We start from the raw sequence: 22,456 nt of genomic DNA on the forward strand, positions 1-22,456 counted from the left end.
GAGCCGGCTGGAATGACGACTATCGGGCTCAGTTATTCTTTGGTTAAAATATCAACAAAGTGTGCTCCCACCCTGGGCTGACCATGACGACCGACCATGCAACAAACGCTATCAGGGCCAAAGAAAAAAGCGTCGAAGCGATGAAGATGCCTTTGGCGATCAGCTGTTGTTTGGGGCTCATGAATACTCCTTGAATAGGGTGTGGTCTTGCTCCCTGCTCGTGATTTAGCGTTCCTTCCATGTTGTTCGCTATTGACATGGTGGCGTATAAAATATGAGTCACGGCACCCTGTCGATGAGGCTTATAAAACTACCGGCAATGCCAGCATCAGTCAAAAATAAAGTAATTCAAATTGTAAATTCAGTGACAGCCAGAAAAATTCTAGAACGCCGGTTGAAGTACTCAATCTCGACCTGTTAGCCAGAGAATAATCAGCTTGTTACATCAACCAAAGCGACGGTTAAATGCCTCCTTGCTAACTTTTCTCTCCATCTGAGAGTTGCATTTTGGACAAAGCGTTTGCTTATTTCCATCGATTGTCCATTTATAATATGTCTTCTTTATAGACTGCCCACAAATACTGCAAGATGATGGCTTTCCAAAAAAATACCTATCACGGCAAAAATAATTATTGCAACCAACCATTCCATTCGTATATTCCTCAGTCAAGTTGAAAGCTGGTTATGACGTTCAAAAACAGTTGTGTGGTGCAGATCAATCTTTTCATTGATATAACAGTCGGTAGACTTGACCAGATCTCTGATAAATCTGATCACTTTTTCTAGTTCATCACGCTTTATAAGATGAGGAGCCGGTACGCCAGTGCTGATTGGCTTTGAACGATGTGCTGCATCACCGCGTTTTTTAATCCATTGATTGAGTGTTGAGCGGGCTTTATCTGGTTCGTAATTCGGCCAGCGCCACCCCTCGGTCACATCAAAGCCAAGATAATCCATGAATATTTTTTTCGTTTTATCTGAATTTGGATTATGAAAGGATTTTAAATCTGTATGCAATTTCTTCAGGATGAAGTCCCCCAGGTAACTACCCTGCACTATGGCTAGTTTTTTATGCATTTCCTCAACCAATCTATCTTCCACATAAGTTTCCCAAGCGGTGAGCGCCATTACCAGTCCGGCTCTTTTTAAAACTTCACTGCTGGGTGGTGGTGGGTTGGCGTTGATACTATCAAAATGAGCTAGCAGCTCTTCAGCATCTTTAATTGAATATTCGAATCCTTGAATCGCTTTTGACATATTCCTTGTCCCTGTTTGTAACGTTAGTTTCTTGTTCAGGCATTTAGGACTGCTCAACATCGACATGTATCATCATTAAATATATGCCACTGCCTCTACATTGTTCCCATCAGGATCAAGCAAGAATGCGGCGTAATAATCAGGAGCATAGTGGGCACGAAAGCCGGGTTGTCCGTTGCAGCGAAAACCCGCCTGGATACCCGCCAGGTGAAAAGCATCGACTTGTGCCTGAGTCGTGGCGCTGAAGGCAAGATGGCAGTGTGTATGTCGTTCGCCCCTTTCGATCAAAAAGCTCACCTTGTCACGGCCGTTCAGGCCAAAACCGGCAGCAGCGTCATCTGCCCACTTGAGTTCCACATGCAGTGGATGGAGTACTGTTTGGTAGAAGCGCTTGCAGTCGTCAAAATGCACTGTCTTGATTTCAACGTGATCGATCACGGTAACTCCTCGACGGATTGAATAAGACTATCTCCTGCTATGCGAGCTATCAGGGATCTGTTGCCAAGATAGACGCTACCGCCCCTGAATGACGCTGCCAGTGAGCGCCTTCTTCAGCAAGGTGAGCCTGACAAAGGGCTCTGGCCACCCAGACCCGACTGATGATCACAATAAGCCAGTTGAGGCCGGTTCGGGGAGGGGGCAAAAGCAATACTGTGTGGTTTATCAAAGATTTTCTGCATCAAGGCCAGCAAGGCATGAAGTGTGGGCTTGGCTGTTGCCTGGTTAAGCTTGCCCTGTTTTGTCGCTTGGCGACGGGAAGAGGCTCTGTTATGGTGGCTGAATTAGCCGTTTGGATGGCTAGATGGTTGTGGCGAGAAGCCCATTGTGGTCGTCGCCGTCATCCTGCCACCTTTTGATGATTATTTTGACAGGGAGTTCCTTATGCAGCGTCGTTCCTTTTTTACCCTCTCAGCGCTGGCACTGCTGGCCAGCAGCCTGCCGTTTTCCGTTCTTGCCGCCGATCCGGCCAAGAAAGAGATAGTGATTGGCACGACAGTGGGGGATTTTGCCGACATGGTGACCGACTCCATCAAGCCGCAGCTGGAGGCCAAGGGCTACAAGGTCAAACTGGTGGAGTTCACCGATTACGTGACCCCCAATATCGCCCTGGCCGATGGCTCGCTCGATGTGAACTGCTTCCAGCACAAACCCTATCTGGAGAGTTTTTCAAAAGACAGGGGCCTGTCACTGGCTCCCATCACCCAGGTGCCGACCGGTCCCATGGGTCTCTACGCCGGCAAGCTGGGCGAGCTGAAGGCGTTGAAAGAGGGGAGCACGGTCGCCATCCCCAACGACCCGACCAATCAGGCGCGTGCTCTGCTGATGCTGCAGGATCTGGGTTGGCTCACCCTCAAGGAGGGGATCAACCCGCTCAAGGCAAGCGAGTTTGATGTGGCGAAAAATCCGCACAATATCAAGCTGATCCAGCTGGAAGCTGCGCAACTGCCGCGTTCGCGGGAGGACGTGGACTTCTCCGTCATCAACGGCAACTTCGCCGCCTCCAGCGGCATTGCGTTCAGCGAGGGTCTGTTCCTCGAGCGCAGCTACAACTTCATCAACTGGGTGGTGGTGAAAAGCGCCGATGCCGATCAGCCATTCGCCAAGGACGTGGCGGCGGCTTACAACTCTCCCGAGTTCAAGGCCTATGCCGCCAAGCGCTTCGTTGGTTACAAGTATCCCGAGGGCTGGCAGGGGCAGAGTGCCAGCAACTGAGCATGGCTATCGGTATGTGACGTTATCGCACCAACAAAAACGGGCACCAGAAGGTGCCCGTTTTTGTTGGCATGGTCACAGACGTCAGTAGCGGCGCAGCCACCAGCGGGCGGCAAACAGGGCGGTCAGGCTGCCGAGCAGGGCGCTCGCCAGCACGTCCAGCGGCCAGTGCATGCCGATCAGCATACGCGACAGGCCTATGCCCAGTGCCCACAGTGGCAGCAGCCAGACCCCTGAAGGGGCACGGGCCAGCCAGATCAGGCCGAAGAACTGGGCGAGACTCATGGCGGCGATGCTGTGGCCGGAGGGAAAGGCGTAGTTCACTTCTGCCTGCCAGTGGTCCGTGAGCCATTCGGGCAGGGCCAGCAAGAGGCTCGCCGCATGCACCTGTTCGCTGCGTACCTCGACACTGCCTGAGTAGAACTGCTGGATGGCGGGGATCAGACTCTGGCCCTCCAGCCAGAGCAAATAAGGGCGCGGCTCCTGGGTCAGGTGCTTGATGATGCTTTTGATGGCCCAGTCGCCAGCGAGCATGGCAAACAGGGCGCAGACCAATGCCAGCATGGCGGGCAGGCTCAGCGTCAGCTTGTGTCGGGTCAGCAGCAAGAGGGCGGCAATGCTGATGGCAATGCCGGGCACATCCACCATGCGGGTGAGGGCGTAGGGCCACCACAACCAGCCCGATTGCAGGGCCTGGCTCATAAAGGGTTGCCAGGGCAGGCAGGCCAACAACAGTAGCGGCAGGATCAGGGCGGCGCTGAAACCAAGCACCTGACGGCGCGGTAGCGAAGAGGCATGAGTCGGCATAACAAGGCTCGTAACAGGTGCGCGTTAAACGGGCAGGAAAAAAGAGGCGTCATTGTGCCAGCCTCGGCGGGTCGGTCAAGTCGCGCTGGTCTGGCTGTAACATGGGCTTACAAATGAGTGTCACCCGGGCCGACATGGCAATGCGGGCGTGGGGTCATCAGCATCTGCGCATCTTGGCGGTTTGCCCAGGCACTGTGGTGCGATGGTGGTGAAAGGGGGTCGGCGAACAGGCATCTGAACATCTGGCCGGTTTGGGCAGGCCGGGCGGTGTGATTGTGGTGAAAAGTCATGGGCGAATAAGCATCTGAAAGTTCTGCTGGTTTGGGCTAGAATGGCGCGCCTGTGGCCGGTTGCGAAGTGAGAGAGCCCGATGAAGATCGTCGTTGATGAAAATATGCCCCACGCCCTTGAGCTGTTTGCCGAATTTGGCGAGGTGATCCCCTTGCCAGGACGGCAGATGCAGGCGGCGGATCTGCAAGATGCCGATGTGCTGCTGGTGCGCTCCGTGACCCGGGTCGATGCCGAGCTCCTCGCCACCAGCCCGCGGCTCAGGTTCGTCGGCACCGCCACCATAGGTACCGATCACGTCGACAAGGCGCTGCTGGCGGCGCGTAACATTCCCTTCTTCAGTGCGCCCGGCTGCAACAAGTATTCGGTCGGCGATTATGTGCTCTCTGCCCTGCTGGTGCTGGCCGAGCGTCATGAGCTCAACTTGCGCGAGATGAGCCTCGCCGTCATAGGGGCGGGCAATACCGGTGAATGCGTGGCGTGCAAGGCCGAGGCCCTCGGTATGCGGGTGCTGCGCTGCGATCCGCCGCGGGCTCGAGTCGCCGGGCAGGCAGGCGAGACAGGCGCATTCGTCGACTACCAGACGGCACTCGGTGCCGACATCGTCAGCTTCCACGTGCCCATCACCCGCGAGGGGCCGGATGCTACTTTTCACCTGCTGGATGAGCAGGTGATCGCCGCGCGCCCTGCCGGGCAGATCCTCGTCAACGCCTCCCGTGGCGAGGTGTGGGACAACCAGGCGCTGCTCGCTCGCCAGCAAGGGCTTGAGCCCCTGCGGCTGGTGATGGATGTGTGGGAAGGGGAGCCAGAGCCCCTGCGTGCCCTGGTACCCCATACCGAGATAGCGACCCCTCACATCGCAGGCTACAGCCTGGAGGGCAAGGCGCGCGGCACCTGGATGCTCTATCAGGCGCTTTGTCAGCAGTTGGGCCGCGCGGCGCGCCAGGATCTGCAATCCTTGCTGCCAGCCCCCGAGGTGCGCGCACTGACACCGGGTCAACCGGCGGATCCGGCGCTTATCAAACAGCTGGTGCACCTTATTTACGATGTGCGCCGCGACGATGCCCGTTTTCGCAACCGGATTGAGCTGCCCGGCAGCTTCGATGAACAGCGCAAGCACTATCCGGAGCGGCGCGAGCTATCCTCTTTGCACGTCAGCGGCCCCTTCGCCAGCGATACCCTGGCCCGGCTCGGTTTCACCGTCCAACCCGGCTAAACCAGATTCAACAGATCCAAACGGCTGGGGTAAGCGGCTTCGACGCCGACCCCGCCCGTCTCTGGCTTGGTGTCATGCCGAGCCCTCTATCAGGCAGGTTCGCCTGCCAACGGTGATGCCAGCGTGCGTTGCCGGCACTATTTGCAATACCACAGGAGAGAACATCAGTGAGTCAGCAATTCAACGTAGCGGTATTGGGCGCCAGCGGCGCCGTGGGTCAGGCCATGATTGAAATTCTGGAGGAGCGCGCCTTCCCGGTCGGTACCCTCTATCCGCTGGCATCCAGCCGCAGCGCCGGTGATACAGTGCGCTTTTGTGGCAAGAATCTCGAAATCAAGGATGTGGAAGAGTTTGACTGGAGTCAGGTGCAGATTGCGCTCTTCTCCGCCGGTGCCGAGGTTTCTGCCAAATGGGCGCCGATCGCCGCCGAGCACGGCTGCATCGTCATCGACAACACCTCCTGCTTCCGTTACGACGAAGATATCCCCTTGGTGATCCCGGAAGTCAATCCGGGCGCGTTGGCGGATTTTCGCAATCGCAACATCATCGCCAACCCGAACTGCTCCACCATCCAGATGCTGGTTGCGCTCAAGCCCTTGCACGACGAGGTCGGGATCGCCCGCATCAACGTGGCGACCTACCAGTCCGTCTCCGGCTCAGGCAAGGAAGGGGTAAGCGAGCTGGCCGGCCAGACCGCGCAGCTGCTCAACGGGCGTCCGGTGGAGCCGACCATCTATCCGCACCAGATCGCCTTCAATCTCATTCCGCAGATCGACAGCTTCACCGACAACGGCTACACCCGTGAAGAGATGAAGATGGTGTGGGAAACCCAGAAGATCCTGGGGGATGCCAGCATAGCCGTGAACCCCACCTGCGTGCGGGTGCCCGTCTTCTATGGCCATGCCGAAGCGGTGCACGTCGAGCTGCATCAACCGCTCGATGCGGATCAGGTCAAGGAGCTGCTGCGCAACGCCCCGGGCGTGACCCTGTTCGATGACGAAACGGACTATCCGACCCCGGTGCGCGATGCCACCGGCAAGGATGAGGTGCTGGTTGGCCGTGTCCGTCAGGATATTTCTCACCCCAGCGGTATCAATATGTGGATCGTGGCCGATAACGTTCGTAAGGGCGCCGCGACCAACAGTGTGCAGATTGCCGAACTGCTGGTGCGCGATTACCTCTGATCTGCGGATCTGCCGGCCCGGTGGAGGGCAAGTTCCATCGGGCCTGTCCCTTGCCACCCGCGTGCGGTGTGGATGTGACCGGGGCCGCACTCTATGGCCCCGAGAATTTTTCGTGATATCAACTGATTAAGTTTTTTCCTACACTCAGGAACAAGTTGGGTGCTAAATGTGTCTGACTGCTGGCTTGCAACCTGAGCCTGATTTATATTGAACCGACTGTTTTGGGGTAACTATCCAGATTTTTCAATGTGATAGGGCCGTCATACGAAGGAACGAATATGGGACATTCCCGCATAACATTGGCAATGCTACTCGCATTGGGTCTGCTGGGCACCGCTCAGGCTGAAGACCCGGCGCGGGAGCCTTTTTTTGTTGAGCTCAAAGGCCCGGATGAACCGGCTCCGCCTGCCGTCAATTCCCAGCCGCTGGCACAACCTGTCGCCGCTCCCCGCGCCACGTCCCAGCCCAGCCGTCCCACTGCCCAGCCGATTGTGCGGCAGGTCGCGAGCAATGCCGGCAGTTATGGCCCTGTCCGTCCAACCGATACCCTCTGGAGTCTGGCGAGCAAACATCGCCCCTCCAATCGCGTCAGCGTCTACCAGACCATGGTGGCGATTTACGAGAAAAACCCCCGCAGCTTTGCCGATGGCAACATCAATCACATACTGGTGGGATCCCGCATTCTGCTGCCTACCGCCGCGGAAGCGAGTGTCATCACCGATGCCCAGGCCCGCCAGCGTTTCAATAGCGACAACGCCAGCTGGAAAGGGCTGAGCCCGAAATACCTGGCCAGCAAGCAAACTCAGCCAGCCAAACCGGCCGCGCCCAAGGTTGCTGCCGCGCCCGCCAAGGCACCCGCACCCAAAGCGGCGCCCATTCCTGCGCCGGCCCCCAAGGTCGCTGCGCCTCAACCTGCAACCGAAGTGAAAGAGGTTGCCAAGGCTGCCGAGCCGGTACCAAGCCAGGCACCCGCTACCAGCGCCCCTGCACCACTGCCTGCCGATCTTGGCAAGCCGGTCGGCCAGCCCTCTACCGAAATGGCACTGGCGCTGGAAGATGCCAATGCCCAGCTCGGTCAGGTCACAGAGATGAACCACAGGCTCAAGCTGCGGTTGCAATCCCTGACCGAAGAGGTGGAAACCCTCAAGGCCCAGTTGCTGGAGCAGACAGCGCTGCAAAAAGAGATTGCCGAGCTCAAGACCAAACCTGTTCCGCCGGTTGCGGCGACGCCTGAACCCAAGCAGCACTGGCTGATGGATTTGCTCTCCTCACCGCTCAACCTCGCCATGATCATACTGCTGCCGGTCTTGCTGGTGTTGGCGCTGGTGACGCTCTGGCTGCGTGCCCGTGCCCGCCGCGAGCTGGAAGAGCAGGAGAAGAGCCTCTCCGAATCGACCTCCATGGTGATGGATCAGGAACACAGCGAGTTTGATGACCTGTTCAGCGCCGATATCACCGATGATGAGCCGGTTCGTCCCATGCCGGATCTCAACACTCCGGATGGTTACATGGCGGTGGAAGAGCCGGCGGCCCCTGCTGACATAGTGTTCAGCGATGACGGCGAGATGGAGCTGGCCGGTTTTGAGGCGGAACCTGCGCCCAAAGCGGCCGGTCGTGATCCGGATCTGGTGCCAGACCTGGATCTTGCCGACGATGAAGCCATTGCACTCGATGTTGAGCCGGATCTTGATCTCGCCAACGAGTTCAACCCGCCCGCCAAGGCTGGCAATGAGGTCATGAGTGAAGAGGAGCTGCAGGCGGCGCTGTTTGCCGAGCTGGATGCCGACCTGACCGCCGATCTGGATCTGGATGCGGACGATGATGGCCAGCCGGATGCCGACGCCCCCATCAGTGACGAAGAACTTGCCGCCTTTGATTTGAGCGACTTTGAGAGCGCCTTTGCCGAGGCTGAAGCTGACCAGGAAAGTGCGAAACAGAGCGCCGCCGATACCAGCGCCGACGAGATGCTGGCGGAGCTGGGCCTGGCGCCGACCGAGGCGGTGGAACCGGATCTCGCGTTGGATCCCAACGAGCTGGCACTCTCCGATTTTGAGGATGCCTTCGCCGAGGTGGAATCCCATGAGGGCGATGTGAAGCCCCGTGAACAGGCCAACGAGAGTGGTTATGTCGAGATAGACAAGCTGCTGGCCGAAGCCGATGCCACCACCACGGAGCAGGAACCCTATCAGGGCTTCTCGCTGGATGTGGGACTGGACGGCTTCCCCGAGGTGCTGCCGGAGTCCACCGGCTTTGACGTGGATGCCGACGACGGCGGTGTGGGTGCCAAGCTGGATCTGGCCCGGGCCTACCTCGAGATCGACGACAAAGACAGTGCTCGCGAACTGCTGCAAGAGGCGGCAGAGCAGGGAAGTGATCACCAGCGTGCCGAGGCGGAGAAGTTGCTCAAGCGCCTGGGATAAACGCCTCTCTGGCGTTAGGACCTTGAGAAGGGCAGCCTGCGGGCTGCCCTTCTCTATTGGTGACTGTGCGGGCGGGCTTGCGGTTTTTGGGACTTTTCACCCCGAGCGCGTATAATCCGCCCCGTTTCTTTCATCGCCTCTTTTCACCATAAGACAAGTGTTACCCATGCGAATCGCCCTAGGTATTGAATATGACGGCAGCCGGTATTTCGGCTGGCAGCGTCAGCGAGAAGTGATCAGCGTGCAGGCTGAGCTGGAGAAAGCCCTCAGCCGGATCGCCAACCACCCGGTTTCCATTCAGTGCGCAGGTCGCACCGATGCCGGTGTGCATGCCACCGGTCAGGTGATCCATTTCGATACCCACGCCATCCGCAGCGAATCGGCCTGGACCCTGGGGCTCAACTCAAACCTGCCGCCGGATATCGCCGTGCGTTGGGTCAAGGAGGTGGACGAGACGTTCCACGCCCGTTTCAGCGCCACCGCCCGTCGCTACCGTTATGTCATCTATAACCACAACTACCGCCCTGCCATCCTCGGCAGCGGTGTCAGTCACTATCACGAGACCATAGATGCAGGGTTGATGCACCAGGCGGGTCAATGCCTGCTGGGGGAGCAGGACTTTACCTCGTTTCGGGCCATCGGGTGCCAGTCCAAGACACCGTGGCGCAATGTGACGCACCTGTGCGTCAGCCGCTCCGGCCCCTACATCGTGCTCGACATCAAGGCCAACGCCTTCTTGCACCATATGGTGCGCAACATCACAGGTTCCCTGCTACTGGTGGGGCAGGGGTTAAAGCCGGTGGAGTGGATTGCCGAGCTGCTGGCCGCCAAGGATCGCAACCAGGCCGGGCCGACCGCCAAGGCCGGTGGACTCTATCTGGTCGACGTGGATTACCCGGCGGAACTGGCGTTGCCACAGCTGCCGCTCGGCCCGCTCTGGCTGCCGGACTCGGCACCGGGTACGACCAGTTTTTAGTAACTGGCCCCGAAAATTTGTGGTTTAATGATCCGTCATTTATTGCCATCGAGCTATTAAGTCATTGAACAATCTAGGCTCGATGCGTTTTGTCAGGCACAAAAGCATTAAGGAATTCCATGAGCTGGCTTGAGAAGATCCTTCCCAAGAGCAAGATAACTACACCTCGTCGTCACAACATTCCGGAAGGGGTGTGGACCAAGTGCAGTGCTTGTGAACAGGTGCTCTACCGGGCAGAGTTGGAGCGCAACCTCGAAGTGTGCCCCAAGTGTGATCATCATATGCGCATCAGCGCCCGTGCCCGTCTCGAGAGTTTTCTCGATGAGCAGGGCCGTACCGAAGTCGGTGCCGAGCTGGAGCCGCAGGATATCTTGAAATTCAAGGATTCCAAGCGCTACAAGGATCGTTTGTCCGCCGCTCAGAAAGCGACGGGAGAGAAAGATGCGCTGGTGGTGATGAAGGGGACCCTCAAGGGGGTACCGGTCGTCGCCTGTTCATTCGAGTTCTCCTTCATCGGTGGCTCCATGTCCTCCGTGGTCGGTGCCCGTTTCGTACGCGCCGTCGAGGAGTGCATCAAGGAAGGTCGCGGTCTGGTCTGCTTCTCCGCGTCAGGCGGTGCTCGCATGCAGGAAGCGCTCTTCTCCCTGATGCAGATGGCCAAGACCAGTGCTGCGCTGGACAGGCTCACCAAGGCGGGCCTGCCCTATATCTCTGTGCTGACCGACCCCACCATGGGTGGTGTATCTGCCAGTCTGGCCATGCTGGGTGATATCAATGTGGGCGAGCCCAAGGCGCTGATCGGCTTTGCCGGCCCGCGCGTCATCGAGCAGACAGTGCGCGAGAAGCTGCCGGAAGGCTTCCAGCGCTCCGAGTTTCTGCTGGAGAAGGGTGCCATCGATCTCATCATAGATCGCCGCGAGATGCGTAACCGTTTGGCCAGCCTGCTCGCCAAAATGCTGAATACTCACGTCATCGAAGAGTGAAGATGAGTTCAAACATGCAACAATCCCAAAGCCGGTCGCTGGTCGACTGGCTTTCTTATTTGGAGCAGATCCACCCCGTCAACATCGACATGGGGCTGGATCGGGTCGGTGCCGTTGCCCGTCGCATGGGCCTCACCCAGTTGCCGTTCAAGGTGATCACGGTCGCTGGCACCAATGGCAAGGGTTCCAGCTGCGCCATGGCGGCCAGCATTCTGATGGCGGCGGGCTACAAGGTCGGTGTCTACTCCTCTCCCCATCTGCTGCGCTTTACCGAGCGGGTACGCATCAATGGACAAGAGCTGGCCGACGACGATCATCGCGCTGCCTTTGCCGAGGTGGAAACTGCCCGCGGCGAGATAGCGCTCACCTTCTTCGAGTTTGCCACCCTGGCGGGCCTCTGGCTCTTTCGCCGCGCCGCGCCGGATGTGCTGCTGCTGGAAGTGGGGCTGGGAGGTCGGCTCGACGCCACCAATGTGGTGGAGTCCGATGTGGCCATGATCACCTCCATTGCGCTTGATCACTGCGACTGGCTGGGGGATACCCGCGAAGCGGTGGCCGTGGAGAAGGCCGGAGTGTATCGCGCCGGCAAACCCGCCATCAGCGGTGAACCCAAGCCTCCTGCCACTATCGCCAGCGAGGCGCAGCGCATAGGTGCCTGCCTGCGTCAGGTCGGTGTTGACTTCTCTGGCAAAGAGCATGAGACCAGCTGGGATTACCTGGGTCTGCACCAGTGGCGGGATCTGCCCAAACCAACACTGCCGCTGATGAACGCTGTAACCATGCTGGCGGCGCTGGAATCCCTCGGCTTGCCGCTACCTGAGTCTGCAATCCGTGACGGGCTGGCCAATGCCCGGCTGGCGGGGCGGATGCAGCGGCTGCAAAGCGAGCCTCTGGTCATCGTCGATGTGGCCCACAATCCCCATTCGGCGGCCTACCTTGCCAGCCAGTTGCGCCAGATCCCCTGCAAGGGCAAGCGCCGCGCTGTGGTCGGCATGCTCAAAGACAAGGACATGGCGGGTTCGCTCGCCGAGCTTGATGGTCTGATCGACGCATGGTTTCTGGCCAGTCTCACCGGTCCGCGCGCCGCTACCGCCGAGCAGCTCGCCGCTGCCCTGGGGGAGGGCAAGGGAGAGGCTCTGCGCTTTGATGATGTCAGCGCCGCCTATCAGGCTGCGTTGGCCGCATCGAGTCCTGATGATATGGTCATTGTGTTTGGTTCGTTTTACACTGTCGCCGACATTCTGGCGGGCACTGCGTCCTGATCGGCACAGGGCCGGTTGAACGGCACGGCTTCAGGCTGATTTTGCCAGGTCAAACCTTCTTCGGCGCGCCATCGGCCAAGCAACATGGGTAGGCGTTGACTTGGCTTCGAAGTCTCAACACAGAGTGGCTTGAAGGGACCGTCCATCATTGATGTCCGCAAAATTGCAATTAATTCTAAGTAACATGGGTGGGGATTAACTTGGCTTCGAAGTTTCAAAACAGATTGGTAGGCACCGTCATCCTGGTGGCCCTGGTTGTCATTTTTCTGCCGGATCTGATGGATGGCAACAAGCTGGAGCAAAAGGACGAGGCGTTTGCCAAGATCCCGCTGCGTCCCGAGCTTGAACCCGCCAAACCGGCATTGCAGGTCTCGGCCGCCAGTACCTTGCCGGCGGAACACCTGGCCAGCCAGCAGCAGGCCTCTGCCGCCGAGCAGTGGCAGGTCGAAGAGGTCTCGGATCCCGTGACGCTCGCCACCAACAAGAACCCATCGGCGGCGCAGGCACAGCAGCCAGCTACCAAGCCCGTTGCTCAGCCAGTGGTCAAGCCCAAGCCCGAGGTGATCGCCAAGAAGCCGGTGGAGTCACCCAAGCCCAAGCCGGTACCACCCAAACCGGTGGAAGTGAAAAAGCCGGTGGAAACCAAGCCACAGGTAGGCCAGATCAAGTCGATGGATGACCTCATCGCGAGCAAGATGGCGCCGCAGACACAGGCGCCTGCTGCCTCGTCGCAGGGCAGCTGGATCTTGCAGCTTGGTGCTTTCAAAAACGTGGACAGCGTCAATGCGCTGGTGAGCAAGTTGCGGGCGGCGGGCTATTCGGCCCAGACTTCGCCGCGTACGCCGGTGCAGGGCCAGCTCAACCGGGTCTTCATCGGGCCGGATGTTTCCAGGGCCAAGCTGCAGGGCATGCAGGGCCGGATTGGCCAGATGACAGGACTCAGTGGATCCGTTGTTGCCTATAAACCCTGATAGTTCAACGAGATAAAAAAATACCGCGCTTCATTTCACAGATGGGCGCGGTATTTTTTTAGATGCATTTCACCGGTTTTGGCAGGCCGCCTATCTTGGTGGCCTGTTTGGCTGGCCCCTCAGGAAACAGCTTGTAGAGGTAGCGGCTGTTGCCTTTTTCCGGGCCGTACTGTTTTTCCATCGCCTTGACCAGAGCGCGGATGGCAGGGGAGGTGTTGAACTCCAGATAGAAAGCTCGCACGAAACGCACCACCTCCCAGTGAGGCTCTTCCATCACTATGCCTTCCTGCTCGGCCAGCACTTGTGCCAGTTCCTCGCTCCAGTCACTGCTGTTCAGTAGATAGCCCTTGGCATCGGTTTCGATGGTTTGGCCGTTGAATTCCAGCTGATGCTCAGCCATAAGAGGGCTCCTCGCAAATAGGGCTATCAGGATTGGGCGGGCATGGTAGCGCCTTGGCCCCCGGTGAGCAACCGGCTCTCGTTGGCCAGGGTGAGCAACTCGTCCGCCAGCTGGCTGATCAGGGTGAGCTGCTGGGTCAGCATCAGCTGCTCCTCGCTGCTGTCCGGCGTGATGACGGGGCACTGTCCTTCGATCTGTGCAGGCATCTCGCCCGCCAGATGGCCAGCGGCCCGCTCCAGGGTGTGGCTCAGGTGGCGGCTGATCTCGTCGAGTTCGCTGATGGCTTCCAGCTTGTCGCGATGGGCACCCAGCGCCGAGATGTAGGAGAGCAGGGCGTGGTTGCGCCAGGTGAGCGTGAAGCAGAGATCGAGGAAGCGGCGGCGCTTTTGCGGCTCCACCAGCATGCTCTGCCAGGCCATGGCCAGCTCGCTGTCGGCCAGATGGGCGCTCTTGCGGGCTACCCGGTAGTCGATGGATTCATCCCTTTGCTGTTGCAGGCTGGCGAGCACGGCCGCCAAGTAGCGGGCGTTGGCTGACAGGGAGTTGGCGATAAGCGTCGGCAGCCGTTTGTACTGCCAGTCCGGCCAGAGCCAGGCCACCAGTGCGTAGGAGAGCAGGCAGCCGAGGAAAGTGTCGAGCAGGCGCGGCCCCAGAATGGCAAAGCCGATGCCGTCCAGCAGGTTGAAGGCCATCAGTACATAGAGGGTGATGAAGCAGACGGCGGCGCTGTAGTTGCTGCGTACCTGGGTGAAGAACAGGAAGGCGGCGAGCCCCATTACCACCAGTTGAACATGCAATTCGGGGAACAGCCAGAGCACGGGGACGCCCACCAGCAGGCCGGCGAAGGTACCGAGCATCCGCTGTACCAGCCGGCGGCGGGTGGCGCTGTAGCTGGGTTGGCAGACAAACAGCACCGTCAGCAGGATCCAGTAACCCTTATCAAGGCTGAAGGTCTGCAAGATGCCGTAACCTACCACCAACCCGAGCGACAGGCGCAGGGCATGGCGAAACATCATGGAGTCCGGGCTGAGGTGCTGCTTGAGCTGAGCCAGCAATGGCAGGCGGACAGGACGCGCCAGAGGCGGCAAGCTCTGTGGGGCCTGCGTCGGATTTTGCAGCTCCTCGGCGCTGCCCAGCAGCTGGTTGATGCTGGCCAGATTGCGGCGCAGGAACTTCATCGGCGTCAGCAATGTCTTGGGGTAGTGCTGCTTGAGGTGGGTGAACTCCAGCTGATCGCCGAGAGCCTCCAGGGTCCAGTGGATGCGCTTGTTGTGGGCGTAGGGCTTGTGCACCAGGATGGCGTAACCGAGCCGCTGGCAGGCCTCCGACAGCTGCAGGAACACCTCCTGAAACCCGTCAAGGACGATACCCTGCTTGAGCTCTGCCTCCAGCCTGCTGTAGGGATAGTGGCTGGAAGTGGCACGCTCCTGGATTTCCAGCGCCAGCAGGTAGAGGCGCAGTAGGCTGGCAAGCTCGGGCGCCGCCTGATGGCGGGTGCTGAGGCGGGCGTTGAGCGCCGATTTGGTCAGTGTCAGCGCATTGACCAGATTGATGTTGAGCTGGGCCAGATTGTGGCGAATGGCCTGGGCGCCATGCTCGTCCGCTGGAAAAAAGCGAGATTTCTCCAGCAGATAGCGGCCGAGGGCAAAGTAACTCTGGGCAAGTTGCTCGTGCAGTGTCTTGTAGGGCAGCAGCCAGAGCCAAATGAGGGAGACCAGACCATACCAGAGTGCACCGGCGCACAATGCGAGCGGCTGGTAGAAGAGATCCGGCGCCTTGGCAGCCCCCAGCATGGTGTAGATGGCGATAAGCAGGGAGCCGAAGCTGATGGTGGCGTAGCGCTGACCGAGCGCCCCCACCATCACGAAGAGGAAGGTCGACCCCGCCAGCCCGATAGCAAACAGCCAGGGCGTCGGGAAGAGGTACTGCACACACAGAGAGGCAAACAGGAAGCAGAGCAACGTCATGGCGAGGTTCTTGACCCGGCCCCACAGGCTGTCGTCGGTTTCGGCGATGGCACCGGCCACCACCCCAAGGGAGAGCAGCACTGTGAGCTGGATATCACCGGTCGCCAGGGTGAAGGCGAGCAGCCCCGCCATGGCCAGCAAGACCTTGAGGGCGAAGTAGATGTGACTGTCAGTCAGCAGTCGGCGCAGCAGGCCAGAGAAATCCATCGGCATGAGACAAGAGCAACCCTTGAATGAAACGAGAACGGGATACTAACCCGCCAAGCGCGAAGCGGCCCTGATTTGGATCAGGGCCGCTTAGCTTCATATCCTTGATTTACAACTTATCCTGACAGAAACAGGCACCAATAAAAACCCCGCCGAAGCGGGGTCTTTCATTAGTTGCGGTTGCCGCCGAGCAGGCTCAGCAGGCTCAGGAAGATGTTGTAGATGGAGACATACAGGGTCACGGTGGCGGAGATGTAGTTGGTCTCGCCGCCACGGATGATCTGCTGGGTGGTCAGCAATATGGCGCCGGAGGAGAACAGCATGAACATGGCGGACAGGGCCAGGCTCAGGGCGCTCATCTGCAGGAAGATGTTGGCGACCATGGCCACCAGCAGCACCCAGAAGCCGACGAACAGCATGCCACCGATAAAGGAGAGGTCACGCTTGGTGGTCAGGGCATAAGCGGACAGTCCGAAGAAGGTCAAGGCTGTGCCGCCGAGCGCCGTCATCACTATCTCGCCACCACCATTGTTCATGTACATGTTGATGATGGGGCCCAGGCTGTAGCCGAGCAGGCCGGTCAGGGCGAAGGTGAACACCAGGCCCATGCCATTGTCCTGGTTCTTCTGGGTCAGGAACATCAGGCCATACACACCGATGAGGAACACGGCCCAGTGCAGGGGCGGCATGTTCATCACGGTGGCGATCCCGGCCACAACGGCAGAGAAGCCAAGAGTGAGGGAGAGCAGCATATAGGTGTTGCGCAGCACCTTGTTGGTATCACGCGCGGCACTCTGGGTGCCGGTATAGATAGAACGGGTATCCATCTTGGGTGTCCTCTTGATTTCCGGGGTGAGGCGGTACATTCCGCTTCGTTATCGCATTGTATGCACTCAATGTTGGGATGACGAGCGCTGATTTCAAGCGCCACCCCAGCCTGTTGCCCCCTACTATCCCAGAACAAATATGTATTGCATATGAACATGGGCTTGACGTAGTATGCACGCCGTTCGGAGGGGTGGCAGAGCGGCTGAATGCACCGGTCTTGAAAACCGGCGATGGGCGACCATCCGTGGGTTCAAATCCCACCTCCTCCGCCAGACATTGAAGCCCATCTCATTTCATGAGATGGGCTTTTTCGTATTCGCGTGCCACAGGTCGGCGTCATTGACTGATAACTTGAACGGTTTCTCTCTCACTTAGCCATCTCTTCGATAGCTGCCAAGCATGATGAAAACCACAACGGCAAGGCAACCAGTCAGACCAGCGGATGTCATTAACAAGGTCGAATGGGTCGTCGAGAATGCCGCTTTCGCTGCCTCGATGAGCGCGGTTGCCGGAGGCTCCGCCAGCATCCGTGCGACAAGATAGCTGTCGCCGATGGATTGCACGGCTTGATCCTTGAGTGGTTCGGCCAGCGTGGAGGGCAGCAGGATGGCGCGGCTGAATACACTGGACATAAAGACGCCGAAGAAGGTGATCCCGAGCGCGTAGGCGGTTGCTTCCAGCGAGTCTGCGGCGACCCCCTTGTCTGCCTCCACCGATCCCATGATGGCAATGAAAGAAACCGTCAGGCCGATGCTGAGGGTTAGCTCCAGCAGGGCCAGCAGGTCGGTACCCAGAAATCTGGGCTGTGAAAGTCGGCTTGTGCCAGATAGCACAAAGCCACCGCAGACAATGCCTGCGATGAGCTGGCGACGGTGCGCAGACCGCAGAGGTTGAAGAGGTAACCCGCGACCGGGCCGCCCACGGCGGCTGCGGCCATGATGGGGATCATGAATATGCTGGCTTGCAGCGGCGTATTGCCCAGCACGTATTGCAGCTCCTGCGCCAGCGTCAGTTCGACACCTGCCAGGGCGCCTGTTGCCACCACCGCCATGATCATCCCTGCGAGGATCGCCGGGCGCGAGAATAACGACAGATCCAGCATAGGGGCGGCCGAGCGCAACTACAAGCGCGCAAACAGGGTCAGTAGCCCGGCGCCACCGAGCGCCGCGGCGAGTGCCATCCCCGGGGTGTGAGTGGCGCTGACGGCTGCCCCCGCAGCGCCGACAATGCCCCACAAACCCAGCGCCATGGCGCGCTCATCTTGGTCTTCGAAGGTGCGACGTATGGTGCCAAGCACGCATGGCATGATCATCTATCCTCCCAACGCCAGCAGCCCCGTGCACTGATGAGCATGGCTGGCGTCGGCGCAAAGGCGGCCAGCAGGGAGGCAACCCCGAAGATGGCAAGCCCGGTCGGTGAGCAACACACGCCGGTTGCCGATACGATCCGCCAGAGCGCCCATGGCCACCAGTAGTCCCGGCATCAGCAGCGGATAGATGTCGATGATCCAGAGCATCTGGGTAGTAGAGGCGCCGAGGGCCTGGGCCAGGGAGGGCACAGAGGTGGATCGCCGGCATCATGACGCCCCTCGCCGCGTTGTACGCCAGGCCTGAAGGCGCTCCTGCGCCCCTATGATGAAGACAAAAAACACCGGCACGAAGAAGATGGCCAGCAGGGTGCCGCTGATCATGCCGCCGAACACGCCGGTGCCGATGGCGTGCTGGGTCTCCGCGCTGGCGCCGCTGGCGAGCATCAAGGGCACCACACCGAGGGTGAAGGCGAGCGAGGTCATCAGGATGGGGCGCAGGCGCAGGCGTGCGGCGGTCACAGCCGCATCAAGCAGCGTGCGACCCTCGGCGTGTAACTGGCGTGCAAACTCCACGATGAGGATGGCATTTTTGGCCGACAGACCGATGATGGTGATCATGCCCACCTTGAAGAAGACGTCGTTGGGCATGCCGCGCAGCATCACCGCCGCCACGGCACCGAGCAACCCCAAGGGCACCACCAGCATCACGGAGAGCGGGATCGACCAGCTCTCGTAGAGCGCGGCCAGCACCAGGAAGACCACCAGCCCCGACAGCAGCATCAACAGGGGGGCTTGCGCCGCCGACTGGCGCTCCTGCAGCGACTGTCCCGTCCAGGCCAGGGCAGAGCCCGGCGGCAGCTGTGCCACTAGGCGCTCCATCTCCGCCATCGAGGCGCCGCTGGAAACTCCGGGGGCGGCACTCCCGGAGAGACGCACGGCGGGGAAGCCCTCAAAGCGCATCATCTGCTGCGGCGACTGGCGCCAGGTTGGCGTCACCACCTCCCGTAGGGGCACCATGCCGCCGCTGGCATTGCGCACTCGCAGGCCGAGCACGTCATCAAGCTGCATGCGTGCCTTGGCGTCGGCCTGCAGTATGACCTGCTGCATGTGCCCGCCGTTGGGGAAGTCGTTGATGTAGAGCGACCCCATAGCGGCTGACAGTGTGCTGCTCACGCTGGTGAACGAGAGTCCCATGGCCTCGGCCTTCTGCCGATTGATCTCAAGATGAATGCTCTCGCCGGGGGGCAGGCTGTCGGGATAGACATCGCTTACCACCTTGCTTTGGGCGGCCAGCGCCAGCAGTTGCGCCTGGGCGGCCAGCAGCGCGGTTTCCCCCTGGTTGGCTCTGTCCTGCAGGAAGAGCGTGAAACCCGAAGAGGTGCCCAGCTCGTCGATGGCTGGCGGCAACAGGCTCATCACAGTGCCTTCCTTGCTGTTGGCCATGGCGGCCTGTGCCAGGTCTGCCTCTTCGGCAGCCGTGGCGCCATGGCGCTGGTCCCAGTCTTTGAGCATGGTGAAGGCCATGGCCGCATTGGGGCCGGCGCCGGAGAAGCTGAAGCCCTGCACCACCAGGTTGGTGTCCAGCGCCTCGCGAGAGGCCACATGGGCCTCGAACTCCTTGATGACGGCCAGGGTGCGCTCGCTGGTGGCGCCGGTCGGCAACTGGATGGAGGTCATGAAGTAGCCCTGATCCTCGTCCGGCAGGAAAGAGGAGGGCAGCTGGGCGGCGGCGCTGGCCAGCACGGCGCAGAGGGCGGCAAAGGCCACCATCATGCGTCCGCTACGCCCGACCAGCCGGGTTACCCGGGCGCCGTAGCCTGCCGTGAGCCGCTCGACGCCCCGGTTGAAGGCGCCGAAGAAACCGCGTTTTTCATGGTGATCCGGGCTGACCGGACGCAGCAATGTGGCGCAGAGTGCGGGTGTCAGGGTCAGGGCGAGGAAGGCGGAAATCAGGATCGAGACCGCCATCGACAGAGTGAACTGCTGGTAGATGATCCCCACGGAGCCGCTACCGAATGCCATGGGAATGAACACCGCCGTGAGCACCAGGGTGATGCCGATCACCGCCCCGGTGATCTCTTTCATGGCCTGCGATGTCGCTTCCCGGGGCGAGAGCCCTCGGGTGGCCATCAGGCGCTCGACGTTCTCCACCACCACTATGGCGTCGTCGACTATGATGCCGATGGCCAGCACCATGCCGAACATGGTCAGGGAGTTGATGGAAAAGCCGGCGAGCAGCATCACCGCGAAGGTGCCCAGCAGGGCGATGGGGGCGACGATGGTCGGGATCAGGGTGTAGCGCAGGTTCTGCAGGAAGAGGAACATCACCAGGAACACCAGCACCATGGCTTCCAGCAGGGTGTGGATCACCTTGTCGATGGAGACCTTGACGAAGGGAGCCGAGTCGAACGGGATCGAGTAGGCCATGCCTGCCGGCAGGGTGGGGGCGAGCTGGGCGAGACGGGTGCGCACCGCATCTGCGGTACGCACGGCGTTGGCGCCGGGGGAGAGCTGGATGGCGGCGCTGGTGGCGGCCACGCCGTTCTCCCGGTTGGAAAAGGCGTAGGATTGCGCCCCCAGCTCGACCCGTGCCACATCACCCAGCACCAGCTTGGCTCCATCGCCACCGGCTCGCAGCACTATGGCGGCGAACGCCTCGGGGGTTGTCAGCTGTCCTTGAACCGTGAGGGGAACCGTCAGGCGCTGCCCCGGCAGGGCGGGTTCGTCGCCGAGGCGCCCCGGTGCAATCTGCACGTTCTGCTGCTCGATGGCCTGCGCCACCTCGCTGATGGTTAGCCCGTAGGCGGCGAGTTTGGCCGGATCTACCCAGATGCGCATAGCCTGCTCGGCGCCGAACAGCTGTACTCGTCCCACCCCGTCGATGCGGCGCAGCTCCTGCACAATATTGCGTGCCATGTAGTCGTTGAGGGCAACCTCATCGAAGCGGCCATCCGGTGAGGTCATGCCGACCATCATCAGAAAGCCGGATGAGGCGGACTCCACCTGCAGGCCGGTTTGCCGCACCGCTTGTGGCAAGCGAGGCTCGACCGCCTTGATGCGGTTTTGCACGTCCATCTGGGCAAGCTCCGGATCGGTGCCCGGCTTGAAGGTGGCAGTGATCTGCGCGCTGCCCGAGGCGTCCACAGAGGACTCGAAGTAGAGCAGGTTCTTCACTCCCGACAGCTCGCGCTCGATAAGGCTCACCACCGCATCATTCAGGGTCTGCGGCGTGGCGCCCGGATAGGTGGCATAGAGGGTCACCGACACCGGCGCCACCGAGGGATAGCGGGAGATGGGGAGCTTGGGGATGGCGATGACCCCTGCCAGCACGATGAACAGGGCGATCACCCAGGCAAACACCGGGCGATGGATAAAAAACTGCGGCATGGATAACTCTCCGATTCAGCGAATGCCACCGTCAGCCGGTTGGCCGACAGCGGGTGGTTGCCAGGGGGAAGCTGTGACCTGAACCCCCGGGGTCAGACGGTCGATCCCTTCGATCACCACCTGTTGCCCGGCACTGAGCCCGGACGCGATGCGGTACTGGCTATTCACCAGTTCAGCGGTGTTGACCGGAACCAGCTGTGCCTGCCCCTGGTCATCCAGCACCCACACGCTGGTCTGACCCGATTTGCGAACTACCGCCTGCTGGGGCACGGTCAGGGCGTTGGCATAGCGGGCCCGGGGGATGCGCGCCTGCACATAGAGGCCGGGCAACAGCCGCCTCTCGGGATTGTCCACCAGCACCCGCAGCAGCACGTCGCCGGTCCCGGCATCGACCTCGATGCCGGAGAAGAGGATGCGCCCATGCATGCCCAGCGGTGTGCCATTGCAGCCGAGGATCTCCACCGCCAGTTTCGGTGCCGTTGAGCCAGCCTGTTGGCGCAGGGATTCCAGCACCGAGGCCGGTTGGCGCACATCGACGTAGACCTGATCAATCTGCTGGATCCTGGCCATGGGGGTGGCATCGGTGGGCGACACCAGGGCCCCTTCACTCACCAGCGCCTGATCGATGCGTCCGGCGATGGGGGCCTCCACGCTGGCAAATTGCAGGTTCAGCTGGTGCCGGGCCAGGGTCGCCCTGGCCTGGGCTACATCGGCGGCCGCCTGATCCCGCAGGGAGACCGCATCGTCATAGGTCTGGCGGCTGATGGCGTCGGTGTGCAGCAGCGGCTTCAGGCGCTCAATCTGGATGCGGGCGCGGGCCAGCACGGCCTCGGCCCGTTGCAATGCGGCGGCGCTGTCGACATCGGCCTTGAAGGGGGCCGGGTTTATCTGGAACAGCACGCTGCCTGCGCCGATTTCGGCGCCCTGCTCGAACAGGCGGCGCTGTACTATGCCGCTGATCTGGGCACGAATGTCGGCGCTGCGCAGCGCCGCCACCCGGGCGGGGAGATCCTCGCTGATGACCAGGTCCTGACCTGCCAGTGTCATCACCGACACCTGTAGCGGTGTTGGTGCATCTTGCGCTTGCGGCGCGCCATCGCAACCCGCCAACCCGAATGCGGCAATGACTGCGAGCAGGGCGCCCGTATACCGCTGTTTGACAAACATCATCCACTCACCTCGTTAAACCGTCTCTCCGGTGTGATGTGACCGTGAGAGCGCATCGAGCGGGCATTATGGATAGCTGCTATTGCGAATGATTCGAGGCTTTGTGGAGAATCC

At 60.3% G+C, this 22,456-nt stretch carries 21 protein-coding genes and 1 tRNA gene; 9 read left to right on the top strand and 13 right to left on the bottom strand.

What is annotated here, in order from left to right:
- Positions 1-43: 43 nt before the first annotated feature.
- From OKC28_RS14590 to OKC28_RS14600, 3 genes are all read right to left on the bottom strand, one after another.
- On the bottom strand, positions 44-181 hold the full coding sequence (locus OKC28_RS14590; RefSeq protein WP_270689936.1) for a hypothetical protein: 138 nt from the start codon (positions 179-181) through the stop codon (positions 44-46).
- A gap of 485 nt (positions 182-666) precedes the next feature.
- Positions 667-1,257, bottom strand: coding sequence for a HEPN domain-containing protein (locus OKC28_RS14595; RefSeq protein WP_212539914.1), 591 nt, complete (start codon positions 1,255-1,257; stop codon positions 667-669).
- Positions 1,258-1,332: 75 nt separating this feature from the next.
- Positions 1,333-1,695 (bottom strand): VOC family protein, encoded by a 363-nt coding sequence (locus OKC28_RS14600; RefSeq protein WP_256684236.1) that lies wholly within the window; start codon positions 1,693-1,695, stop codon positions 1,333-1,335.
- Positions 1,696-2,139: 444 nt separating this feature from the next.
- Here OKC28_RS14600 and OKC28_RS14605 point away from each other — a divergent pair, with 444 nt between their 5' ends.
- Positions 2,140-2,970: a MetQ/NlpA family ABC transporter substrate-binding protein gene (locus OKC28_RS14605; RefSeq protein WP_270689939.1), complete on the top strand. Its 831-nt coding sequence runs from the start codon at positions 2,140-2,142 to the stop codon at positions 2,968-2,970.
- An 84-nt stretch (positions 2,971-3,054) separates the two neighbouring features.
- On the opposite strand, the gene OKC28_RS14610 is transcribed toward OKC28_RS14605, so the two are convergent.
- A complete protein-coding gene (locus tag OKC28_RS14610) occupies positions 3,055-3,777 on the bottom strand; it encodes a phosphatase PAP2 family protein (protein ID WP_256684234.1) in 723 nt (240 codons plus the stop codon).
- 370 nt (positions 3,778-4,147) lie between these two features.
- Between OKC28_RS14610 and OKC28_RS14615 the strand changes: the two genes are divergently transcribed.
- The 7 genes from OKC28_RS14615 to dedD all read left to right on the top strand — a co-directional run bounded on the left by OKC28_RS14615 (position 4,148) and on the right by dedD (position 13,077).
- Positions 4,148-5,281: a 4-phosphoerythronate dehydrogenase gene (locus tag OKC28_RS14615; RefSeq protein WP_270689941.1), complete on the top strand. Its 1,134-nt coding sequence runs from the start codon at positions 4,148-4,150 to the stop codon at positions 5,279-5,281.
- Positions 5,282-5,448: 167 nt separating this feature from the next.
- Positions 5,449-6,465 (top strand): aspartate-semialdehyde dehydrogenase, encoded by a 1,017-nt coding sequence (locus OKC28_RS14620; protein ID WP_005310564.1) that lies wholly within the window; start codon positions 5,449-5,451, stop codon positions 6,463-6,465.
- 278 nt (positions 6,466-6,743) lie between these two features.
- Positions 6,744-8,885 carry a FimV/HubP family polar landmark protein gene (locus tag OKC28_RS14625; protein WP_270689944.1) on the top strand — a complete coding sequence of 714 codons (2,142 nt, stop codon included), beginning with the start codon at positions 6,744-6,746 and terminating at the stop codon, positions 8,883-8,885.
- A 166-nt stretch (positions 8,886-9,051) separates the two neighbouring features.
- A complete protein-coding gene (truA, locus tag OKC28_RS14630; RefSeq protein WP_021140877.1) occupies positions 9,052-9,861 on the top strand; it encodes a tRNA pseudouridine(38-40) synthase TruA in 810 nt (269 codons plus the stop codon).
- Between the two features lie 119 nt (positions 9,862-9,980).
- Positions 9,981-10,844 (top strand): acetyl-CoA carboxylase, carboxyltransferase subunit beta, encoded by an 864-nt coding sequence (accD, locus tag OKC28_RS14635; protein ID WP_005310570.1) that lies wholly within the window; start codon positions 9,981-9,983, stop codon positions 10,842-10,844.
- A 2-nt stretch (positions 10,845-10,846) separates the two neighbouring features.
- A complete protein-coding gene (gene folC, locus OKC28_RS14640; protein WP_270689947.1) occupies positions 10,847-12,106 on the top strand; it encodes a bifunctional tetrahydrofolate synthase/dihydrofolate synthase in 1,260 nt (419 codons plus the stop codon).
- 200 nt (positions 12,107-12,306) lie between these two features.
- Positions 12,307-13,077 (top strand): cell division protein DedD, encoded by a 771-nt coding sequence (dedD, locus tag OKC28_RS14645; protein ID WP_256684222.1) that lies wholly within the window; start codon positions 12,307-12,309, stop codon positions 13,075-13,077.
- 58 nt (positions 13,078-13,135) lie between these two features.
- On the opposite strand, the gene OKC28_RS14650 is transcribed toward dedD, so the two are convergent.
- The 3 genes from OKC28_RS14650 to OKC28_RS14660 form a co-directional block, all read right to left on the bottom strand.
- A complete protein-coding gene (locus OKC28_RS14650) occupies positions 13,136-13,477 on the bottom strand; it encodes a TusE/DsrC/DsvC family sulfur relay protein (protein WP_005310577.1) in 342 nt (113 codons plus the stop codon).
- Positions 13,478-13,503: 26 nt separating this feature from the next.
- On the bottom strand, positions 13,504-15,657 hold the full coding sequence (gene yccS, locus OKC28_RS14655) for a YccS family putative transporter (protein ID WP_270689950.1): 2,154 nt from the start codon (positions 15,655-15,657) through the stop codon (positions 13,504-13,506).
- 164 nt (positions 15,658-15,821) lie between these two features.
- Positions 15,822-16,478, bottom strand: a complete 657-nt coding sequence (locus OKC28_RS14660; protein ID WP_011898838.1) for a Bax inhibitor-1/YccA family protein — start codon at positions 16,476-16,478, stop codon at positions 15,822-15,824.
- Between the two features lie 185 nt (positions 16,479-16,663).
- On the opposite strand from OKC28_RS14660, the gene OKC28_RS14665 reads away from it, so the two are divergent.
- Positions 16,664-16,751 (top strand) — tRNA-Ser (locus OKC28_RS14665).
- A 99-nt stretch (positions 16,752-16,850) separates the two neighbouring features.
- Here OKC28_RS14665 and OKC28_RS14670 read toward each other — a convergent pair.
- The 6 genes from OKC28_RS14670 to OKC28_RS14695 form a co-directional block, all read right to left on the bottom strand.
- The gene (locus OKC28_RS14670) at positions 16,851-17,312 is read right to left on the bottom strand and encodes a hypothetical protein (protein ID WP_270689953.1); all 462 of its coding nucleotides are present in this window, start codon (positions 17,310-17,312) and stop codon (positions 16,851-16,853) included.
- Complete coding sequence (locus OKC28_RS14675) at positions 17,240-17,530, bottom strand: hypothetical protein (RefSeq protein ID WP_270689955.1); 291 nt, start codon at positions 17,528-17,530, stop codon at positions 17,240-17,242. Before OKC28_RS14675 ends, OKC28_RS14670 begins: the two co-directional genes overlap by 73 nt.
- A gap of 69 nt (positions 17,531-17,599) precedes the next feature.
- Positions 17,600-17,791 (bottom strand): hypothetical protein, encoded by a 192-nt coding sequence (locus OKC28_RS14680; protein WP_270689957.1) that lies wholly within the window; start codon positions 17,789-17,791, stop codon positions 17,600-17,602.
- Complete coding sequence (locus OKC28_RS14685) at positions 17,792-18,037, bottom strand: hypothetical protein (RefSeq protein ID WP_270689959.1); 246 nt, start codon at positions 18,035-18,037, stop codon at positions 17,792-17,794.
- 18 nt (positions 18,038-18,055) lie between these two features.
- Positions 18,056-21,175, bottom strand: a complete 3,120-nt coding sequence (locus tag OKC28_RS14690) for a multidrug efflux RND transporter permease subunit (RefSeq protein WP_270689961.1) — start codon at positions 21,173-21,175, stop codon at positions 18,056-18,058.
- 15 nt (positions 21,176-21,190) lie between these two features.
- Positions 21,191-22,345 (bottom strand): efflux RND transporter periplasmic adaptor subunit, encoded by a 1,155-nt coding sequence (locus tag OKC28_RS14695; RefSeq protein ID WP_270689963.1) that lies wholly within the window; start codon positions 22,343-22,345, stop codon positions 21,191-21,193.
- Between the last annotated feature and the right edge of the window lie 111 nt (positions 22,346-22,456).

Source organism: Aeromonas sp. D3 (assembly GCF_027705025.1).
GTDB classification, from domain to species: Bacteria; Pseudomonadota; Gammaproteobacteria; order Enterobacterales; family Aeromonadaceae; genus Aeromonas; species Aeromonas salmonicida.

Excerpts from the sequence above, each read along its gene's own strand:
- OKC28_RS14590 (WP_270689936.1), bottom strand. The coding sequence starts at position 181 with ATGAGCCCCAAACAACAGCTGATCGCCAAAGGCATCTTCATCGCTTCG.
- OKC28_RS14595 (WP_212539914.1), bottom strand. The coding sequence starts at position 1,257 with ATGTCAAAAGCGATTCAAGGATTCGAATATTCAATTAAAGATGCTGAA.
- OKC28_RS14605 (WP_270689939.1), top strand. The coding sequence starts at position 2,140 with ATGCAGCGTCGTTCCTTTTTTACCCTCTCAGCGCTGGCACTGCTGGCC.
- OKC28_RS14610 (WP_256684234.1), bottom strand. The coding sequence starts at position 3,777 with ATGCCGACTCATGCCTCTTCGCTACCGCGCCGTCAGGTGCTTGGTTTC.
- OKC28_RS14615 (WP_270689941.1), top strand. The coding sequence starts at position 4,148 with ATGAAGATCGTCGTTGATGAAAATATGCCCCACGCCCTTGAGCTGTTT.
- OKC28_RS14625 (WP_270689944.1), top strand. The coding sequence starts at position 6,744 with ATGGGACATTCCCGCATAACATTGGCAATGCTACTCGCATTGGGTCTG.
- truA (WP_021140877.1), top strand. The coding sequence starts at position 9,052 with ATGCGAATCGCCCTAGGTATTGAATATGACGGCAGCCGGTATTTCGGC.
- accD (WP_005310570.1), top strand. The coding sequence starts at position 9,981 with ATGAGCTGGCTTGAGAAGATCCTTCCCAAGAGCAAGATAACTACACCT.
- folC (WP_270689947.1), top strand. The coding sequence starts at position 10,847 with ATGAGTTCAAACATGCAACAATCCCAAAGCCGGTCGCTGGTCGACTGG.
- OKC28_RS14650 (WP_005310577.1), bottom strand. The coding sequence starts at position 13,477 with ATGGCTGAGCATCAGCTGGAATTCAACGGCCAAACCATCGAAACCGAT.
- yccS (WP_270689950.1), bottom strand. The coding sequence starts at position 15,657 with ATGCCGATGGATTTCTCTGGCCTGCTGCGCCGACTGCTGACTGACAGT.
- OKC28_RS14660 (WP_011898838.1), bottom strand. The coding sequence starts at position 16,478 with ATGGATACCCGTTCTATCTATACCGGCACCCAGAGTGCCGCGCGTGAT.
- OKC28_RS14675 (WP_270689955.1), bottom strand. The coding sequence starts at position 17,530 with ATGGCGGTGGTGGCAACAGGCGCCCTGGCAGGTGTCGAACTGACGCTG.
- OKC28_RS14680 (WP_270689957.1), bottom strand. The coding sequence starts at position 17,791 with ATGATCATGCCATGCGTGCTTGGCACCATACGTCGCACCTTCGAAGAC.
- OKC28_RS14690 (WP_270689961.1), bottom strand. The coding sequence starts at position 21,175 with ATGCCGCAGTTTTTTATCCATCGCCCGGTGTTTGCCTGGGTGATCGCC.
- OKC28_RS14695 (WP_270689963.1), bottom strand. The coding sequence starts at position 22,345 with ATGATGTTTGTCAAACAGCGGTATACGGGCGCCCTGCTCGCAGTCATT.